General features: G+C 71.2%; 17 protein-coding genes. 6 read left to right on the top strand and 11 right to left on the bottom strand.

What is annotated here, in order from left to right:
- The first annotated feature begins 53 nt into the window (after positions 1–53).
- Complete coding sequence (locus CYL12_RS00535) at positions 54–1,049, top strand: Gfo/Idh/MocA family protein (RefSeq protein WP_101848615.1); 996 nt, start codon at positions 54–56, stop codon at positions 1,047–1,049.
- Entirely contained in the window at positions 1,042–2,028 is a 987-nt protein-coding gene (locus CYL12_RS00530; protein WP_101844571.1) for an NYN domain-containing protein, read from the top strand. Before CYL12_RS00535 ends, CYL12_RS00530 begins: the two co-directional genes overlap by 8 nt.
- A 13-nt stretch (positions 2,029–2,041) precedes the next feature.
- On the opposite strand, the gene CYL12_RS00525 is transcribed toward CYL12_RS00530, so the two are convergent.
- The 8 genes from CYL12_RS00525 to CYL12_RS00490 all read right to left on the bottom strand — a co-directional run bounded on the left by CYL12_RS00525 (position 2,042) and on the right by CYL12_RS00490 (position 10,339).
- Positions 2,042–2,335 carry a Dabb family protein gene (locus tag CYL12_RS00525; protein WP_101844568.1) on the bottom strand — a complete coding sequence of 98 codons (294 nt, stop codon included), beginning with the start codon at positions 2,333–2,335 and terminating at the stop codon, positions 2,042–2,044.
- An 11-nt stretch (positions 2,336–2,346) separates the two neighbouring features.
- Entirely contained in the window at positions 2,347–3,354 is a 1,008-nt protein-coding gene (locus CYL12_RS00520) for a sugar phosphate isomerase/epimerase family protein (protein WP_101844565.1), read from the bottom strand.
- 44 nt (positions 3,355–3,398) lie between these two features.
- Positions 3,399–4,250 (bottom strand): sugar phosphate isomerase/epimerase family protein, encoded by an 852-nt coding sequence (locus CYL12_RS00515; RefSeq protein WP_101844563.1) that lies wholly within the window; start codon positions 4,248–4,250, stop codon positions 3,399–3,401.
- A gap of 78 nt (positions 4,251–4,328) precedes the next feature.
- Complete coding sequence (locus CYL12_RS00510; RefSeq protein ID WP_101844561.1) at positions 4,329–5,537, bottom strand: substrate-binding domain-containing protein; 1,209 nt, start codon at positions 5,535–5,537, stop codon at positions 4,329–4,331.
- Positions 5,538–5,539: 2 nt separating this feature from the next.
- On the bottom strand, positions 5,540–6,589 hold the full coding sequence (locus CYL12_RS00505; protein WP_233486797.1) for an ABC transporter permease: 1,050 nt from the start codon (positions 6,587–6,589) through the stop codon (positions 5,540–5,542).
- Positions 6,586–7,722: an ABC transporter permease gene (locus tag CYL12_RS00500; RefSeq protein ID WP_101844559.1), complete on the bottom strand. Its 1,137-nt coding sequence runs from the start codon at positions 7,720–7,722 to the stop codon at positions 6,586–6,588. Before CYL12_RS00500 ends, CYL12_RS00505 begins: the two co-directional genes overlap by 4 nt.
- Positions 7,719–9,236 carry a sugar ABC transporter ATP-binding protein gene (locus CYL12_RS00495; protein WP_101844556.1) on the bottom strand — a complete coding sequence of 506 codons (1,518 nt, stop codon included), beginning with the start codon at positions 9,234–9,236 and terminating at the stop codon, positions 7,719–7,721. Before CYL12_RS00495 ends, CYL12_RS00500 begins: the two co-directional genes overlap by 4 nt.
- The gene (locus CYL12_RS00490) at positions 9,233–10,339 is read right to left on the bottom strand and encodes a Gfo/Idh/MocA family protein (RefSeq protein WP_101844554.1); all 1,107 of its coding nucleotides are present in this window, start codon (positions 10,337–10,339) and stop codon (positions 9,233–9,235) included. Before CYL12_RS00490 ends, CYL12_RS00495 begins: the two co-directional genes overlap by 4 nt.
- A gap of 115 nt (positions 10,340–10,454) precedes the next feature.
- On the opposite strand from CYL12_RS00490, the gene CYL12_RS00485 reads away from it, so the two are divergent.
- On the top strand, positions 10,455–11,672 hold the full coding sequence (locus tag CYL12_RS00485) for an ROK family transcriptional regulator (protein ID WP_233486796.1): 1,218 nt from the start codon (positions 10,455–10,457) through the stop codon (positions 11,670–11,672).
- Here the strand turns inward: CYL12_RS00485 and CYL12_RS00480 are convergent.
- Together CYL12_RS00480 and CYL12_RS00475 are read right to left on the bottom strand one after the other, a co-directional pair.
- The gene (locus CYL12_RS00480) at positions 11,624–12,760 is read right to left on the bottom strand and encodes a Gfo/Idh/MocA family protein (protein WP_101844552.1); all 1,137 of its coding nucleotides are present in this window, start codon (positions 12,758–12,760) and stop codon (positions 11,624–11,626) included. The two genes, CYL12_RS00485 and CYL12_RS00480, sit on opposite strands and share 49 nt — an antisense overlap.
- Positions 12,760–13,566 carry a sugar phosphate isomerase/epimerase family protein gene (locus tag CYL12_RS00475; RefSeq protein WP_101844551.1) on the bottom strand — a complete coding sequence of 269 codons (807 nt, stop codon included), beginning with the start codon at positions 13,564–13,566 and terminating at the stop codon, positions 12,760–12,762. The genes CYL12_RS00480 and CYL12_RS00475 overlap by 1 nt, the downstream gene beginning before the upstream one ends.
- A 106-nt stretch (positions 13,567–13,672) precedes the next feature.
- Here CYL12_RS00475 and CYL12_RS00470 point away from each other — a divergent pair, with 106 nt between their 5' ends.
- The 3 genes from CYL12_RS00470 to CYL12_RS00460 are packed head-to-tail and all read left to right on the top strand — an operon-like array spanning position 13,673 to position 15,930.
- Complete coding sequence (locus tag CYL12_RS00470; RefSeq protein ID WP_101844549.1) at positions 13,673–14,305, top strand: TetR/AcrR family transcriptional regulator; 633 nt, start codon at positions 13,673–13,675, stop codon at positions 14,303–14,305.
- A gap of 9 nt (positions 14,306–14,314) precedes the next feature.
- Complete coding sequence (locus CYL12_RS00465; RefSeq protein ID WP_101844547.1) at positions 14,315–14,947, top strand: DUF4166 domain-containing protein; 633 nt, start codon at positions 14,315–14,317, stop codon at positions 14,945–14,947.
- A complete protein-coding gene (locus tag CYL12_RS00460) occupies positions 14,944–15,930 on the top strand; it encodes an epimerase (protein ID WP_101844545.1) in 987 nt (328 codons plus the stop codon). Before CYL12_RS00465 ends, CYL12_RS00460 begins: the two co-directional genes overlap by 4 nt.
- 22 nt (positions 15,931–15,952) lie before the next feature.
- Here CYL12_RS00460 and CYL12_RS00455 read toward each other — a convergent pair whose 3' ends face one another.
- A complete protein-coding gene (locus CYL12_RS00455; RefSeq protein ID WP_101844543.1) occupies positions 15,953–16,897 on the bottom strand; it encodes a DUF1214 domain-containing protein in 945 nt (314 codons plus the stop codon).
- Positions 16,898–16,913 lie beyond the last annotated feature (16 nt).

The raw sequence follows: 16,913 nt of genomic DNA, 5'->3' as shown, positions 1-16,913 counted from the left end.
GGAGTCACCGGATGTCACAGACGGTCACACGCGCCACCCTCTACGCTGAGAGGATGACTGGACTTCGTTGGGGAATCCTCGCGACCGGCGGCATCGCCGGCGCCTTCGCATCCGATCTGCGCACGGCCGGCCTCGACCTCGTCGCCGTGGGTTCGCGCTCGCAGGAGTCGGCCGACGCGTTCGCGTCGCGGTTCGACATCGCGCGCGCGCATCCGTCATACGAGGCGCTGGTCTCCGATCCCGACGTCGACATCATCTACGTCTCCACGCCGCACCCGATGCACCACGAGAACGCCCGGCTCGCGCTGGAGCATGGCAAGCACGTGCTCGTCGAGAAGGCGTTCACCGTGAACCGCGCCCAGGCGGAAGACCTCCAGCGGCTCGCCGCCGAGCGCGGACTGCTCGTCATGGAGGCGATGTGGACCCGATACCTGCCGCACATGGTCCGCATCCGCGAACTCCTCGCCGACGGGGCGCTGGGCGAGATCCGCGCCGTGAGCGCCGACCACACGCAGCAGCTCCCCACCGACCCCGCGCACCGCCTGAACGCGCTCGAGCTCGGCGGCGGCGCGCTGCTCGACCTCGGCATCTACCCGATCTCGTTCATCTGGGACGTCCTCGGGGCGCCGACCACCATCCGCGCGGTCGGGCGGCTGGTCGAGACCGGAGCCGACTCCGAGGTCGCCACCGTCATGACCCATGAGGGCGGCGCGGTCTCCACGAGCCTGTCCTCCTCGCGCGGCGCCGGCCCCAACGCCGCGAGCATCGTCGGCACCGAAGCCCGCATCGACATCGATCGGGTCTGGTACGCGCCCACCACCTTCCGTCTCGTGCTGCCGGACGGCACCGTGCAGGAGGAGTACATCTCATCCATCGAGGGCCGCGGCATGCAGTACCAGGCGTTCGCCGCCGAGCGCCTCGTCCGCGACGGGATCCTCGAGGGCGACATCCTTCCCCTCGCGGAGAGCGTCGCCATCATGGGCACCCTCGACGAGATCCGCGCGCAGATCGGCGTGCGGTACCCCGGCGAGGAGGACGACCGTGGCTGAGACGACCGACGCCCGCGTGGCGGTGTACCTGGACTTCGACAACATCGTCATCTCCTGGTACGACCGCGTCCACGGCCGCAATTCCTACGGCAAGGACCGCCAGCGCATCACGGAGAACCCGAACGACCCCGAGGTCGCCGAGCGGCTGAACCGAGCCATGATCGAGGTCGGCGCGATCATCGACTACGCGGCGTCCTTCGGCACGCTCGTGCTGACGAGGGCGTACGCGGACTGGTCGTCGCCGGTCAACGCCGAGTACCGCTCGCAGCTCGTGGCGCGCGCGGTGGACCTCGTGCAGCTCTTCCCCGCCGCCGCGTACGCCAAGAACGGCGCAGACATCCGGCTCGCCGTCGACGCGGTCGAGGACATGTTCCGGCTGCCGGACCTGACCCATGTCGTCATCGTGGCGGGCGACAGCGACTACGTGCCGCTCGCCCAGCGCTGCAAGCGCCTGGGGCGCTACGTGATCGGGGTGGGCGTCGCCGGGTCGACGGCGAAATCCCTCGCGGCCGCCTGCGACGAGTTCGAGTCGTACGACTCGCTCCCCGGCGTGGCGCGTCCGACCAAGGCGGCACCCGCGCCTGTGGCGGAGTCCCCTGTGGTCGAGGCCCCAGCCGAGCCCTCCACCCCCACCGCCGCGGACACGGGTGCCCCGAAGCCCAAGACAGCGTCGAAGTCGCGCGCGAAGGTCAAGACGAAGACCACCGCCGACGAACCCAAGGTCGAGGAGAAGATCGACGACCAGGGCGAGGCCACGCGGCTCCTGGAGCGGGCGCTGCGTCTCGGTCACGACAAGGCGGGTGCCGACGAGTGGCTGCACAGCTCCGCGGTCAAGACGCACATGCGCCGCATGGACCCGTCTTTCAGCGAGAAGGCCCTCGGCTACCGCTCGTTCTCGGACTTCCTCAAGTCGCGCGACGACATCGCCGAGCTCGAGGAGACCGGGCACGAGCGCCTCGTCCGCCTGCGGGAGCCCTGAGCCGGCCGGCCCGTCACTCCACGAAGTCGTACTCCTGGAACTCCGCGACTTCGGGGAGCCAGCGCTCCGCGACGAACGCCCGATGCGCGGGGTGCGCGTCATAGGCGTCGTACGCAGCCTGATCGGCGAACACCATCGAGAACTGGTGGCGCAGGGCGCTCTTCGCGCTGACTTGACGACGGATCGAGAAATCGCCGACCCCGGGGATCGCGGAGAGCACGGCGTGGCCGGTGGCGAGGAACTCCCGCTCCTCGGCGGAGCCCTCGGGATGCACCAGGCGGAAGACGACGGTGTGCTGGATCGGCATGGCCCGGTCTCTCACTGGTGGCGGAACGCGGCGTCGAAGGCGGCGGCCGGCGGCGGCCACAGCAGGGAGCGCACGAAGCCGAGCGCCTCGGGGGCGCCATGCAGGCGGTCCATTCCGGCGTCTTCCCACTCGATCGAGATCGGGCCGTCATAGCCGATCGCGTCGAGCGCACGGAAGGCGTCCTCCCACGGCACGTCGCCGTGGCCGGTGGAGACGAAGTCCCAGCCGCGCCGCGGGTCGCCCCACGGCAGGTGTGAGCCGAGCACACCCGCCCTGCCGTTCCGCGGCCGCAGCCGGGTGTCCTTGCAGTCGACGTGGTAGATCCGGTCCGCGAAGTCGACGATGAAACCGACGGGGTCGATGTTCTGCCACATCATGTGCGAGGGGTCCCAGTTGAAGCCGAACGCGTCGCGGTGGTCGATCGCGTCGAGGGCGCGGACGCTCGACCAGTAGTCGTAGGCGATCTCCCCCGGATGCACCTCGTGGGCGAAGCGCACGCCCTCGCCGTCGAACACGTCGAGGATCGGATTCCACCGGTCCGCGAAGTCCTGGAAGCCCTGGGCGATCACCGCCTCCGGCACCGGCGGGAACATCGCGACGTAGGGCCAGATGGCCGACCCGGTGAAGCCGACGACGGTGTCGACGCCGAGCTTCCCGGCCACGCGCGCCGCACGCTTCATGTCCTCCGCCGCCCGCTGCCGGACGCCTTCGGCCTCGCCGTCGCCCCAGACGTACGGGCGCAGGATGCCCTCGTGGCGGAAGTCGATCGGGTCGTCGCACACCGCCTGCCCGGCGAGATGGTTGGAGATCGCGAACACCTGCAGGCCGTGCCGGTCGAGGATCTCCCGGCGGGAGGCGACGTAGGCATCGTCCTCATCCGCTCGACGGAGGTCGAGGTGGTCGCCGGACGCGGCGATCTCCAGCCCGTCGTATCCCCACTCCGCGGCGAGGCGGGCCACCTCCTCGAACGGCAGGTCGGCCCACTGGCCGGTGAACAGGGTGACCGGGTGACTGCTCATGGATACTCCTTCGTATCGCGGGGCTTCATATCGCGGGAGGGGGTTCAAGCGCCGAGGGCGCGGAGGTGGGCGATGCTGCGGGCGGCGAGGTCGTCCTGACTGGCGGCGAGCGGCCGCCACACGGAGGCCGCCACGGCGATCGTCGCGTTCTCCCCGGTGAAGCTCTCCAGCCCCAGGGCGCCGCGGTAGCCGGCGTCGTCGAGCGCGCGGAGCAGCTCCGGCCAGTCGGTGTGGTCGTCGCCCACGGCACCGCGGTCGCTGCCGCACACCTGCACGTGCGCGATGGCGGCGCCGGCCGCACGGATCGCGTCGGCGGGGCGCTTCTCCTCGATGTTGAGGTGGTACGTGTCGAGCGCCAGCCCCACCCCGGCACCGAGCAGCGGCGCCAGCGCGTCGAGACTCTGCGCGACCGTGTTCAGCACGCTGGTCTCGTAGCGGTTGAGCGGCTCCACCGCCAACGTGACGCCGATCGCCGCGGCCTCCCGGGCGAGCGGAGCGAGGTTCTCCCGGAGCTCGCCGACGACCTCCGCCCGCTCCGTCTCGTCCATGCGCCAGGTGACGCCGGTCGGGGCGTAGAAGGGTCCGGCGACGACCGAGGCCCCGAGCACGGCCGCGGCGTCCAGGCACGCGCGGAGGTAGTCCTGCGTCGCGGCGACGTCTCCGGCGCGTGCGAGCAGCGAGCGGCCGGGACCCATCGCGCCGACCACGACCGCGCCCATGCCGAGGCCGTCCAGCACGGCCCGGGCCCGGAGCGGGTCCCAGTCGCCGACGCTCTCCAGCGGCAGCTCCAGGGCGTCGTAGCCCATCCGCGCCGCCGTGCGGGCGAGCGGCTCCAGGGTGTCGTCCGTCAGCGGAGACGTCCAGACCCAGGTGTTGACGGCGATCGTGCGGGGCATCGTTGTCCTTGTGATCGTGCGGGCGCTCCCACCCTCCCACTCCGCACAGGCGGAGCGGAAGAGCGGGAGCGCACGGGGTTACGGGATCTGGCGCTCCTGCCAGACCGTCGGGTACCCGGGAAGGTCCTCTCCGCCGAACTTGGCGTAGTGGCCATCGGGCATCCCCTCGTTCGCCGCGAGGTAGTCGTCCAGCTCGGCCTCGGTGATCGGCTTCTGCGGGAGTACCCACTCCTTCGGCACCTCTTCACCCGCGAAGATCATCTGCGCCGCGAGCAGTGGAGTGCGCCACTGGAAGTTCGAGTACACCGGAGCGAGGCCGGTGAGACCCGTGTCCTTCCACTTGCGCAGGAAGCTCATCTCGTCCTCACCCGTCATCACGGGGTAGTCCGCACCGGCGTCCTCGAAGGCCTCGATGGCGGCGACGGCGCCGTCACCGGCGTCCATCCAGATGCCGTGCACGTCCCCCTTGGCGAGCTCGTCGCTGATGATGCTCTTGATCTCGGCGGGGTCGGCCCCGGTGAAGTGGTCGACGGCCTCGATCCCGGCCTCCTCGAACAGCTTCTCGGCTCCGGCCCAGCGGTGCTCCAGCACGTCGACGCCCGGGAGGATCCGGAGAGCCACGACCTTGTCGCCCTCTTCGAGGTTGTCGATGAGGAACTCCGCGGTGTCGATCCCCCAAGCGAAGCCGCCGATCGGGTGGATGAACGTGACAGGACAGTCGGTGTTGACGCCCCGGTCGAACACGACCACGGGCTTGCCCGTCTCACACGCCCGCTCGACCGCGGGTGTCATCGCCGCCGTGCTGTTCGGCGAGATGAGGAAGACATCGCAGTTCCCCTCGGAGATGAAGTAGTCGATGTCGGCGATCTGGGTGTCGTCGGAGTCCTGCGCGTCGCGGGTCTCCATCTCGCTGATCGCGCCCGACTCCTGCAGCACCTTCAGCTGCTCGTTCATCGTGATCCAGCCCGTCTGCCGCCAGGGGTTCGAGATCGAGGCGTTCGCGAAGCAGGCCTTCTTGGCCCCGGTGCTGGCGAACTCCGACGTGTCGACCATTTCGGCGTTGATGTGCTGGAGGTAGGGCTGGTCGGCAGGACCCTGGGGGTCGATGCCACGCTCCTCGTCCTGCTTGTCGAAGAGCTCCTGGTCGAACCACTCCGTGGTCTCGGCCGCCTCCTCGGGGTTCTCCGACTCCGCCGGCGCCACGGACGGGTCGGTCGTGCACCCGGCGAGCGCGATGAGGCCGAAGAGGGCCACCCCTGCGGTGGCGATCTTCATCGATCGTCGCATTGCTAATCTCCTCTGGTTGTAGGGCTTGATGCGGTGGTGCGGTTCTCGGCGTTCTCGGTCCCCGCGGTAGGGACGTCCGTCGGCTGGGGACCGCGCCGGCGGCGGGCTCGGAAGGCGACACCCGCATAGGCGACGGCCGCGATGATGATGACGCCCTGCACCGCGTCGCGGAGGGTGGAGGGGACGCCCGCGATGTTCAGGAGCAGGAACAGCGCCTCCAGCGCGAAGGCGCCGGCCACGGCCCCGACGATCCAGCCGCGCCCGCCGCCGAGCACGACGCCGCCGAGCACCACCGCGGTGATCGCAGTGAACTCGTAGCCGCGGCCGACGGACGGGTGCACCCCCGCGTACCCGACGAGCAGGACGGCGGAGAGCGTGGCGGAGAGGGAGGACAGGACGAACGCGCGGGTCGTGGCCCAGGCCCGGCGGGCACCGGCGTAGTCCACCGCGCGGGCGTTGTCGCCGATCGCGATGAGGGTCTTGCCCAGGGGGCGCTTGGTGATGACGATGCCGAGGGCGAGCCACGCGGCGAGCAGCAGCACGGCCCAGGGCAGGAACTCCAGCACGGGGAGGTCGCGGATCCCGCCGCGGCCGATCTCCCGGAAGCTGTCGGCCGGGTTCCCCGTGGCCGCGCCGCCCGTCCACCACATCACGCCGCCGAGCAGGGCGAGCATCATGCCCAGCGTCACGATGAACGACGGCACCTTCAACAGCGTCGTGAGGACGCCGTTCACGAGCCCGACGACCACGCCGAACACGATCATGAGCAGCAGGACGGGAAGGGTGCGGGCGTCGTCCTGGCCGACGAGGTTGCCGGCGATGATGACCTGCGCCGTGATGAGCGAACCCTGGGAGAGGTCGAACTCCCCCGTGATGATCACGAAGTACTGTCCGATCGCGACGATCGCGATGGGGGCGACGCGCTGCAGGTACCGCATGAACTGGCCGGGCTCGGCGAAGCTCGGGTTGAGCACGGCGACCGCGACGAGCAGGATCACGAGCAGCAGGAAGACCGCTCCGCGGGGGCTGAGGAGCGTGCGCAGCGCGTTCATGAGCGCCCTCCTTCCCGCGCGGAGGCGGTATCCCCGGCGCTGTCGACGGCGGCGACCTCGGTGGTCGGATCGGCGAGTTCGGCGGCCGCGACCGCCATGTCCGCTTCGGCCGCCTTCGCGGCGTCGTCTCCCCCGGTGCGCGTGCCGCCGGCGCCGAAGCGGGGACGGCGACGCACGATGGCCCGCCGGCTGTAGACGGCGACGGCGGCCACGATGACGATGCCGCGCACGACGTCCTTGAGGAACGGGTTCACCTGCAGCACGCTCATGACGTTGTCGACGACGGCGAGGATGGCGACACCGCCGATGGTGCCCCAGATCGAGCCGCGTCCGCCGAGGAGCAGCGTGCCGCCGAGCACGACCGCGGCGATGGAGAGCAGCGCGTAGCCGCCCTGCTGACCGACTGTCGGGCTGCCGACGCCGAGACGGCTGGCGAGCAGGAGACCGGCGAGCCCCGCGAACACCGAGCACAGCACGTGCGCCCAGATCAGCGGCATGCGGGTGCGGACGCCGGAGAGCCGGGCGATCTCGGGGTCGCCGCCGACGGCGTAGAGGTGCGCGCCGGTGCGGGTGCGGTTCAGCAGCACCCAGACCAGCACGGCGAGCGCGATCATGATGAGCGTGGACACCGGCACCGGGCCGACGCCCGTCGCGCCGATGAGCTGGAACGCCCAAGGGACCTCGCCCGCCGATCCCTCGAAGTTCGTGTTGAGGATGCCCTGGAGGATCAGCCCGATGCCGAGGGTCGCGATGAAGCCGTTGACCTTGAGCACGGTCACGATGAGCCCGTTCACGAGCCCGATCCCCGCGCACACCAGGAGCGTCACGATCACGGCGAGCGGGATGTTGCCGGCGTTCCCGGCCATCATCGTCGCCGCGAGCAGGCTCGACAGACTGATGACGTAGGTGACGGAGAGGTCGAGCGAGGCGCCGAGCACCACGAGCGTCTGCCCGATCGCCACGAGACCGAGCACGCTCATCCCGGTCAGGATGTCGCGGATGTTCCCCGGGCTGAGGAAGTTGCGTCCGACCGTGGCGACGAGGATCGCGCCGACGACGAGGGCGAGCAGCAGGATGCCGAGCACGATGACGGTCGAGTCGATGCGGAGCCGGGCCCCGGTGCGGTGACTCATCGCGTGCCTCCCTTCGTCGAAGGACCGCTGGCGCCGGTGGCCGCCGCGAGGATCTCGTGCTCGGCCGCACCGGCCGGCAGCTCGGCGACGAGTTCGCCGTCGTGCATGACGAGGATGCGGTCGCTCATGCCGATGACCTCCGGCAACTCGCTCGAGACCATGAGCACGGCCTTCCCCTGCGCCGCCAGCTCGCGCATCAGCTGGTAGACGGCGTACTTCGCCCCCACGTCGATACCCCGCGTCGGCTCGTCGAAGAGCACGATCTGCGGCTGCGTGAGCAGCCACTTCGCCAGCACCACCTTCTGCTGGTTGCCCCCGGACAGGAAACGCACCTCCTGGTCGAGGCCGCGCGACGACACCTCCAGTGTGCGGAGCACCCCCGGCACCTCCCGGCGTGACGCCGCGGTGCGCCCCGCGAACACGTTCCGCACCACGAGCAGGGCGTTGTCGAGGATCGACTGCCCCAGCGCGAGCCCCTGCGCCTTGCGGTCTTCGGAGACGAGGGCGAGTCCGGCGCGCACGGCCGCGCGCGGCCCGGTGATCCGCACCGGCTTCCCGTCGATCCGCACGGCGCCGCGTGTGAAGGCCTGGATGCCGAACACCCCCTCCACGAGTTCCGTGCGTCCGGACCCCTGGAGACCCGCCACCCCGACGATCTCCCCGGCACGGAGCGTCAGCGACACCCCGTCCACGTAGGCGTTGCCGCAGCGGTCGAGTTCGAGCCGGGGGGCGCCGACCGCGGTACCGGCGACCGGGTCAGGGAAGTAGGACTGGATCGACCGCCCCACCATCCGGCGCACGAGCTCGTCGGTGGTCAGCGCCGCGGTCTCGTCCGTGGAGACGAGGGCGCCGTCCTTGAGGATCGTGATCCGGTCGCAGAGATCGAAGATCTCCTTCAACCGGTGGGAGACGTAGATGACCGCGACACCGCGGGAGGTGAGCCGGCGGATGATCGCGTACAGCAACTCCACCTCGCGGTCGCTGAGGGCTGCGGTCGGCTCGTCCATCGAGATCACCTGCGCGTCGAACGACAGCGCCTTCACGATCTCGACGATCTGCTGCTCGGCCACCGTCAGCGAGCCCACCCTGGCCTGCGGGTCGATGAAGGAGACGCCGAGGTCGCTCAGCAGCTCCGCGGTGCGCTCGTTCATCGCGCGCACGTCGATGAGTCCCGCGCGCCGCGGTTCCCGGCCGAGGTAGACGTTCTGCGCGACCGTGCGCTCGGGCAGCAGGGTGAACTCCTGGAACACCGTGACGATGCCGGCGTCCATCGCCTGCCGCGGGTGCGCGTGGCGCACCTCCACGCCGCGGTACGTGATCGTCCCCTCGTCAGCCGGCTGCACGCCCGCGATGATCTTCATGAGCGTGGACTTGCCCGCACCGTTCTCCCCGACGAGCCCGTGCACCTCCCCCGGCCGCACGTCGAAGTCGATGCCTCTCAGCACCTCCACGCCGAAGAACGCCTTGCGGATCCCCGCCACCCGCAGCACCGGCTGCGTCGTCGTCGCGGTCATGCCGGCACCTCCGTCCAGCGGCCCTCGTGGGCGGCGGAATCGAGCACAGCCTCGGTGAGCACGGCCGCCCGGTGACCGTCGGCGAACGTCGGCAGGCCGTCGGGCGCGTCACCTGCGATCGCGGCGTAGACGTCGGCGACGAAGCCGTTGAAGGCGTCCTGATATCCCATGGCGTGGCCAGCCGGGACACGCTGCAGGCGGGCGGACTCCGGGTCGGCCGTGACGGGGTCGCGCAGCAGCAGCCGCGACTCCTCCCGCATGCCGACCCAGAGCTCCTCCGGCCGTTCCTGCTCGAACCGCAGACTCTGCCGCGTCCCGTGCAGCTCCAGGGTGAGGGCGTTCTTACGGCCCGCCGCCATCTGCGAGATGAGCAGCGTCCCCAAGGCCCCCGCCGCGGTCTCGACGAGCACGGCGACGATGTCCTCCGTGTCGACGGCCTGCCCCGCCCGCTCGGCGAACACCCGACGGGTACGCGCGCTCAGGGCGCGGATGCGGTCCCCCGTGACGAACTCGAGGAGGTCGCACAGGTGCGAACCGATGTCCGCGAAGGCACGGGAGGCGCCGCCGGTCGAGGAATGCACCCGCCAGTCGTCGTCGGTGGGCCGCAGCATCCAGTCCTGCAGGTACGAGCAGTCCAGCGTGAGCAGCTCCCCGGCCTCGCCCCGGGCGATGCGGGCCCTGGCCTCCCGCACCATGGGGTGGTAGCGGTACACGAAGGGGACGGCCGCGACGAGCCCGCTCTCGGCGGCTTCCGCGGCGAGCGCGGCGGCGTCAGCGGCGGTCGTGGCGAGCGGCTTCTCGCACACGACATGCTTGCCCGCCCTCAGCGCGCGGAGAGCGAGGTCGGCATGCGTGGCATTGGGGGTGCAGATGTGGACGACGTCGATGTCGTCGGCGTCCAGCAAGGCCTCCACGTCGTCGGCCCGTGCGGCGCCGAGCAGGTGCGCAGCCTCCCTGGCGCCCTGCGCGGAACGGGTGGCGACGGCGCGCAGCGCGCCGCCCGCATCTCGGGCGGCCGTGCGGTGCACGCGGGCCATGAAGCCCCCGCCGAGGATCCCGGTTCGGATCGTCCCGAGACCGGTGCCAGTGACATCCGTTGTCATGGCGGCGAGTCTGACACAGCATCACGGACTTTTGCTAGTACTTCGTCAAAAGTTGTTTGCAACGAATCCGAAGTCGCACAGCGGACTGCGAGAAGTGCTGTGCTTTACTGACGCCATGGTTGACGTGCTGAGGCCGCTCGCGACGCCCTCCCCCGGGACGGGCGAGATCTTCCAGATCCTCCGCGACGGCCACGCGCGCACCAAGGCCGAGCTCGCGGCCCTCACCGGGCTCGCTCGCTCCACCGTCGCCTCCCGGGTCGACGCGCTGCTGGCCGCCGACCTCCTGCGCCCGGCCGGAGAGGCCGTATCGACCGGTGGCCGCCCTCCCGCGCGGGTCGCGTTCAATCCGCGGGCCGGTCTCGTCCTCGCCGTGGACCTCGGAGCCACGCACGCGACCGTCGCCGTGGCCGACCTCGCGGGCGTGATCCTGGACGCGCGCACCCGCGCGATCGACATCGGCGACGGACCGGAGGCCCTCCTGGACGCGATCCTCGCGGAGGGGACGACCCTGCTCGCCGCGACCGCCGACGGCCTTCCCCTCGTGGGCGTGGGCATCGGCGTCCCCGGGCCCGTCGAGCATTCCACCGGGCGCCCCACCAATCCGCCGATCATGCCGGGCTGGGACCGCTTCGACGTCCCCGGCTACGTGCAGCGCACGTTCGACGTGCCGGTCCTCGTCGACAACGACGTGAACATCCTCGCCCTCGGCGAGCAGGCCACGAGCTGGCCGCGAGTGGACGACCTCGTGTTCGTGAAGGTCTCGACCGGCATCGGCGCTGGCATCATCGCCGGCGGACAGCTCCAGCGCGGCGCCCAGGGATCGGCGGGCGACATGGGGCACGTCCAGGTGCCGATGAGCGCCGGCTCGGGGCGGGAGCCGGGCGACGAACGGGATCTCGAGGCGCTCGCGAGCGGTTCCGCCCTCGCCGTCGCGCTGCGCGCCGAAGGTCACGACGTGCACAGCGCCTCCGACGTGGTCGACCTCGTCCGCGCCGGCCACGCGGCGGCCATCGAGGCCACCCGCCAAGCGGGTCGCGACGTCGGCGAGGTGCTCGCGACCGTCGTGAACCTGCTCAACCCGTCGATCATCGTGCTGGGCGGCAGCATCGCCCGCGCCGGCGAGCACCTGCTCGCCGGGGTCCGCGAGGTGGTCTACCGCCGCTCGATCCCGCTCGCCACCCAGCACCTCGCGATCGTCCAGTCTCAGGCGGGCAACCGTGCGGCGGTGCTGGGGGCGGCGATCATGGTCGCCCGCGAGGTGCTCTCCCCCGCGAACGTGGACCGCTACGTCGCCGCGAAGGGATCGAAGTCCGCGGGCAGCGCCGCCACCTGATCCAGCGTGCTCGCGACCTCCACGAAGGTGCGCCGCGCCGCGGCCTCCTCGATCGAGAGGAGCGTGTCGAGCACGTGGTATCCGAACTCGCCGGTGGCGACGTGCGGTCGGTCCTCCGCGATCGCGCGCACCATGTCGAGCAGCCCGAGCCCGCGTCCCGCGAGCACCCCCTCCGGCGCGACATCGATGACCTCCTGCACCACCGGCTCCGGCGGCACGAAGTGCCGGGACAGCGGCCGGGTGATCGTGATCGGCCCGCCGAACGTGTTCGGGTCGGGGATGACGAGGGTGCCCTCGGTTCCCGTGATCTCCACGATCCCCTGCCGCACCAGCGGCGAGTCCGTGCTGTAGAGGCTCTGCGCCTGACCGCCGCCTTCGAAGTCCATCAGGACGCTGAGCGTGGACGGGATCTCGACCGGGAACTCCTCACCGGCACGGTCGCCGACCTGTACGCGGCGGGTCGGCGACCCCTGCAGCCCGAGGGCGGCGACGGCAGCCACCGGCCCGAAGACGTGCACCAGGGTCGAGACGTAGTACGGCCCCATGTCCAGGAGCGGCCCCGCCCCTTTCGCGTAGAGGAACGCGGGGTTGGGGTGGAAGATCTCCGGCCCCTGCCACTGGAAGGTCGTCTGCCCGAACAGCGGGCGGCCGATGTCGCCGCGGGCGATGGCGCGCTTCGCGGTCTGCACACCGGGACCGAGGACCGTGTCGGGCGCGACGCCGACCCGGAGTCCGGCCGCGGCCGCCGTCTCCAGCAGGCGTCGCGCCTCCTCGCGGTCCACGCCGAGCGGCTTCTCCGTCCACACGTGCTTCCCTGCGGCGACGATCGCCTCCGACACGGCGACGTGCGCGGCGGGGATCGTGAGGTTCACGACGATGTCGATGTCGGGATCATCGAGCACGGCCTCGACACCGCCGGCCCGCGGCACGCCGTACGTCGCGGCCTGCGCGCGTGCCCGTTCCTCGACGAGGTCGCCGATCGCCCGCACCTCCACGTCCGGGAAGCGCGTGAGGTTCTGCAGATACTGGTCGCTGATGTTCCCCGCGCCGATGAGGCCGACGCCGACGACTCCACCCCCGCGCACCATCAGCGCGCCGCCTCGGCGTCGAGGAAGGCCCGGCTGCGCTCGATGGCGTCGAACAGATCGCCGTCGTAGTGGTCGAACTCCACGATGGCGAGTTCGAGCGCGGGCGCGGCGGCCATCGCCTCCCGCAGCGGCACCGTTCCCTCACCGGCGGACACCTGATCCGCCGGCGGGTACGCGTCCAGCAGCGCGGGGTCGAGCGTCCCGTCCTTCGCATGCACCGCGATGACGCGCTCGCCGAGACGCTCCACGAGGGCCACCGGGTCGACGCCGCCCCGGGCGACCCAGTACAGGTCCACCTCCAGAACGACGCGCTCGTCGAGGTGCGCCGCGAGGATCTCCAGCCCGGTCACACCGTCGAACACCGCCTCCAGCTCGTGCGCGTGATTGTGGTAGCCGACGCGGACACCGGCCTCGGCACCGATCTCCGCCGCCTCGTTGAGCAGCCGGGCGGTCTCGACGATCTGATCGACCTGTTCCCAGCGCGCGGGCTCGGTGTAGGGGTCGATCACCGTGCCCATGCCGAGCGTCTTCGCGGCCGCGAAGACCTCCGCGGGCGGCGGGACGGGGGCCGTCGTGCCGGATCCGTCCGGGCGCACAAAGGTCGGCGACGCGAGGAACGCATGCCCCGAGGGGGCGGTCAGCCCGGCGGCCGCCACCGCGGCGGCCATCGCCTCGGCGCGGCGCACGAAGTCGTAGGGCTCGACCGCGGTGAACCCGCGCGCTGCGACCGCGGCGAGGGTGCCCTCGAGGTCGGCCTCCAGCTGCTCGCGGATCGTGAACAGCTGCAGAGAGGTCTGGATCGTCATCGGTCGTGCTCCTCGGGTCATCGGTGACAGGCGGGCGTCGAGCCCCCACGAGCACGCTAGCACCGAATACCTCCACGTGGAAGTTTCTTGTCGATAGACTCGGCGCATGCCTTCCGACGACTCCGAGCATCCGCGTCCCCGCGGGGCCTACGCCAAGGGCATCGCACGCCGCCAGGAGATCCTGGACCGCGCGATCGAGGTGTTCGCGGCGCGGGGCGCCGACCGCACGAGCCTGCGGGCGATCGCGAAGGAGGTGGGGGTGACGCATGCCGCCCTCACCCACTACTTCGGGTCGCTGGAGGAGCTGCTCGTCGCCGTCTACGTCGAGAGCAACGCGCCGGAACGGAAGACCGACCCGGAACCCGCGAACCCCGTCGAGGGCATGATCCGGTCGGCCAGGGCCAACCGCGAGGTGCCCGGTCTGGTGCAGCTCTACTCCACGCTCGTCGCCAGCGCTCTCGAGGAGGGGCACCCCGCCGCCCGCGCCTTCGCGACCGAGCGGTTCGCGCGCCTGCGCGCCGACATCGCCGAGACGGTCCGCGAGCAGCAGACGGAGGGGCACATCCGCGCGGACGTCGATCCGCTCGCGGTCGCCGCCCTCGTCATCGCCGCCTCGGACGGCCTGCAGACCCAATGGCTCCTGGACGACGCCGCTCCCCAGCATGAGGCCCTCGCCCTCCTCGGCCGCCTGCTCCGGCCGACCGACGACGCGGGCCGGGCGGGGTCCTCCGAGGGCTAGGCTCGAAGCGTGACGCCCGTGCCGCAGTCCCCGTATGCGAGGGCTCTCGGCGCGCGCCTCACCGAGCTGCATCCACGGCTGCGGGCCTACTTCCAGGCCGTGCCCGACGGGATGGTCGGCGTCGGCGACGGCACCTTCCAGCGCGTCGGCACGCCTCGTCGCGCCCTCTGGCCGCTCCTCCGCCGCCTCGAACGGCGCGGGGTGATCGCGGCCCGCTGGGAGCGCGACGTGCCGTTCCACATCGAGAACCGCACCATCGCCTCCCGGGCGATCGCCGAGCGCACGTTCCGGTTCGCGGACGGTCCGTGGGTCATGCGCGACGCCGTCGCTCCGACGAGGCACGGCCGCATCGTCGACGAGCTCGGCGAGCCCGGCCTCATCGTGGCCTGCTTCGACGTGGAACCCCGCGCGGGGGCCCTGCACCTGACGAGCCGCGCAGTGGGCATTCGTATCGGGCGCTTCCGGCTCCGCATCCCACGGGTCGTGGCTCCTGTCGTCCGGCTCGTCGAGCGCTGGGACGACGAGGCCGAGCGCCAGCGCGTTCGGCTCACCGTGGATGCGCCGCTCCTCGGGCGCCTCTACGAATACCGCGGCGACTTCAGCTACATCCTGGAACCCGATCGGAAGGACGACGACGCATGAGCACGGACCGGGTGGTCATCGGCGGAGCGACGGGCTTCATGGGGCGGTACCTCGCGGCGCGCCTGCGGGACGCCGGCCGCGGGGTCGTCACGATCTCCCGCTCCGGAAGCGACCTGACCTGGGTTGACCAGGACGGCATCGACGCCGCCGTCGACGGGGCGTCCCTCGTGATCGGCCTGGCGGGCAAGAGCGTGAACTGCCGCTATACGCCGCGCAACCGGGCCGAGATCTTCCGCTCCCGGCTGGACACGACCGCAGCCCTCAGCCGCGCCATCTCCCGCGCAGCCACCCCGCCGCCGCTCTGGGTCAACTCCTCGACGGCCACCATCTACCGGCATGCCGAGGACCGGCCCATGACGGAGTCCACCGGCGAGATCGGCACCGGGTTCTCGGTCGAGGTCGCCAAGGCGTGGGAGCGGGCATTGTTCGCCGATGCCCTTCCCGGGACTCGCCGCGTGGCGCTCCGCAGCGCGATCGTCCTCGGCGACGGTGGCGTGCTGGAACCGCTCCGCACCCTCACCCGGCTGGGCCTCGGCGGCCCGCAGTACGACGGGTTCTGGCCCGTCGGCCCCGGACGCCGCGCCGCCGGCACCGCACACCTGCCCGGCGCCCGCGGCGGTCGGCAGCGCTTCAGCTGGATCCACATCGAGGATGTGGCGCGCATCATCGACTTCCTCGAAGAGACCCCGGCTCTGGACGGCCCCGTCAACGCGGCGTCACCGAACCCCGTCGACAACGTCACCTTCATGTCCACCGTGCGCCGCGTGCTGGGGGCGAAGATCGGCCCGCCGATGCCGCGCTGGATGCTCGAGCTCGGCGCCATCGGCATCCGCACGGAGACCGAGCTCGTGTTGAAGAGCCGCTGGGTCCTGCCCGAGAAGCTCACGGCCGCCGGCTTCACCTTCCGCCACCCGGACCTGGAGGAAGCCGTCCGCGCCTCTTTCGCCGCGGCGGACGCGGATCCCCGAGCGCACGCGGCCTGACCGCGGCCGCGCGAAGAGGCCGTCAGGCCGACTCGTGGAGCGTCGGGAACGTCCAGCTGCCGTCGAGCACCTCGGGGCGGGGGCGGTAGAGCCGAACGAGGTAGTTCCATCCCTCCGTGATCGGCAGCACGTTGGGCACCCCCTCCGGATGGTCGCCGAAGCGGACGGTGATCGTGCCGTCGTCGTTACGGACGCCGGTGATGTCGTTGATCGTGTACGCGTCGCGATCGTTCGGCTCGAAGAAGCCGTCCGCGTTGTACACCGAGATCGACCAGAAACCGTCGACCGGCACCTCGCCGACCGTGAGCTCGTACCGGCCCACCGGCAGACGCGGGTCGACGCCGATGTAGCTCGCCTCGGATGACGGCAGCCCGCCCCAGCCCGCCGCCGTGCCGATGAGGTGCCGCACCGGATCGACCTCGTCCTCGCTGCCGAACATGCGGTCGAAGCCGCGCAGGTTCCGCGCCAACGCGAGCAGCGCCTGGCGGGTCTCGTCGAGGCTGACGGTGTCGTAGGCCGGCATCGCGAACGGCGTGGCGGAACCGCCGTGCAGCGCGATGCGATCCTGCAGCGCCCCCACCTCCGCCACATCCGCCGGGTCCGCGGGGTCCACGAGGATGCGCACGGCCAGCACGACGTACGGCGTCCCGAACTGCGCCACCGACAGCGTGTGCTCGCCCGCCTCGTGGAAGATCGCATCGACGTAATGGTGCTCGTTGACGACCATCGCCGAAAGGTAGCGGTCGCCGTGCTCCGGGATGGTGAACGTCGCCCCCTCGCTGATGTCGAGGACCGCGAAGCTGTACAGGGTGTCCCGGTTCAGCCGGATCACGGTCTGCCGGTCGATCGCGGCCGGAGCCCTGTTGTGGAGGAACCGATCCACACCCCCGGCCTCCTTCTGGAGATCGCGCATCATGCGGTGAGTCTCGGCGAGGGTGAAGTTGTCGACGTTCACGAGGATGCTCATGACGGCATCCTGGCAG

This window comes from Zhihengliuella sp. ISTPL4, assembly GCF_002848265.1.
GTDB lineage: Bacteria > Actinomycetota > Actinomycetes > Actinomycetales > Microbacteriaceae > Microbacterium.
The sequence above is the reverse complement of the archived record's forward strand: the minus strand, read 5'-3'. Positions and strand labels throughout refer to the sequence as shown.

Excerpts from the sequence above, each read along its gene's own strand:
- CYL12_RS00535 (WP_101848615.1), top strand. The coding sequence starts at position 54 with ATGACTGGACTTCGTTGGGGAATCCTCGCGACCGGCGGCATCGCCGGC.
- CYL12_RS00525 (WP_101844568.1), bottom strand. The coding sequence starts at position 2,335 with ATGCCGATCCAGCACACCGTCGTCTTCCGCCTGGTGCATCCCGAGGGC.
- CYL12_RS00520 (WP_101844565.1), bottom strand. The coding sequence starts at position 3,354 with ATGAGCAGTCACCCGGTCACCCTGTTCACCGGCCAGTGGGCCGACCTG.
- CYL12_RS00515 (WP_101844563.1), bottom strand. The coding sequence starts at position 4,250 with ATGCCCCGCACGATCGCCGTCAACACCTGGGTCTGGACGTCTCCGCTG.
- CYL12_RS00510 (WP_101844561.1), bottom strand. The coding sequence starts at position 5,537 with ATGCGACGATCGATGAAGATCGCCACCGCAGGGGTGGCCCTCTTCGGC.
- CYL12_RS00505 (WP_233486797.1), bottom strand. The coding sequence starts at position 6,589 with ATGAACGCGCTGCGCACGCTCCTCAGCCCCCGCGGAGCGGTCTTCCTG.
- CYL12_RS00500 (WP_101844559.1), bottom strand. The coding sequence starts at position 7,722 with ATGAGTCACCGCACCGGGGCCCGGCTCCGCATCGACTCGACCGTCATC.
- CYL12_RS00495 (WP_101844556.1), bottom strand. The coding sequence starts at position 9,236 with ATGACCGCGACGACGACGCAGCCGGTGCTGCGGGTGGCGGGGATCCGC.
- CYL12_RS00490 (WP_101844554.1), bottom strand. The coding sequence starts at position 10,339 with ATGACAACGGATGTCACTGGCACCGGTCTCGGGACGATCCGAACCGGG.
- CYL12_RS00485 (WP_233486796.1), top strand. The coding sequence starts at position 10,455 with ATGGTTGACGTGCTGAGGCCGCTCGCGACGCCCTCCCCCGGGACGGGC.
- CYL12_RS00480 (WP_101844552.1), bottom strand. The coding sequence starts at position 12,760 with ATGGTGCGCGGGGGTGGAGTCGTCGGCGTCGGCCTCATCGGCGCGGGG.
- CYL12_RS00475 (WP_101844551.1), bottom strand. The coding sequence starts at position 13,566 with ATGACGATCCAGACCTCTCTGCAGCTGTTCACGATCCGCGAGCAGCTG.
- CYL12_RS00470 (WP_101844549.1), top strand. The coding sequence starts at position 13,673 with ATGCCTTCCGACGACTCCGAGCATCCGCGTCCCCGCGGGGCCTACGCC.
- CYL12_RS00460 (WP_101844545.1), top strand. The coding sequence starts at position 14,944 with ATGAGCACGGACCGGGTGGTCATCGGCGGAGCGACGGGCTTCATGGGG.
- CYL12_RS00455 (WP_101844543.1), bottom strand. The coding sequence starts at position 16,897 with ATGAGCATCCTCGTGAACGTCGACAACTTCACCCTCGCCGAGACTCAC.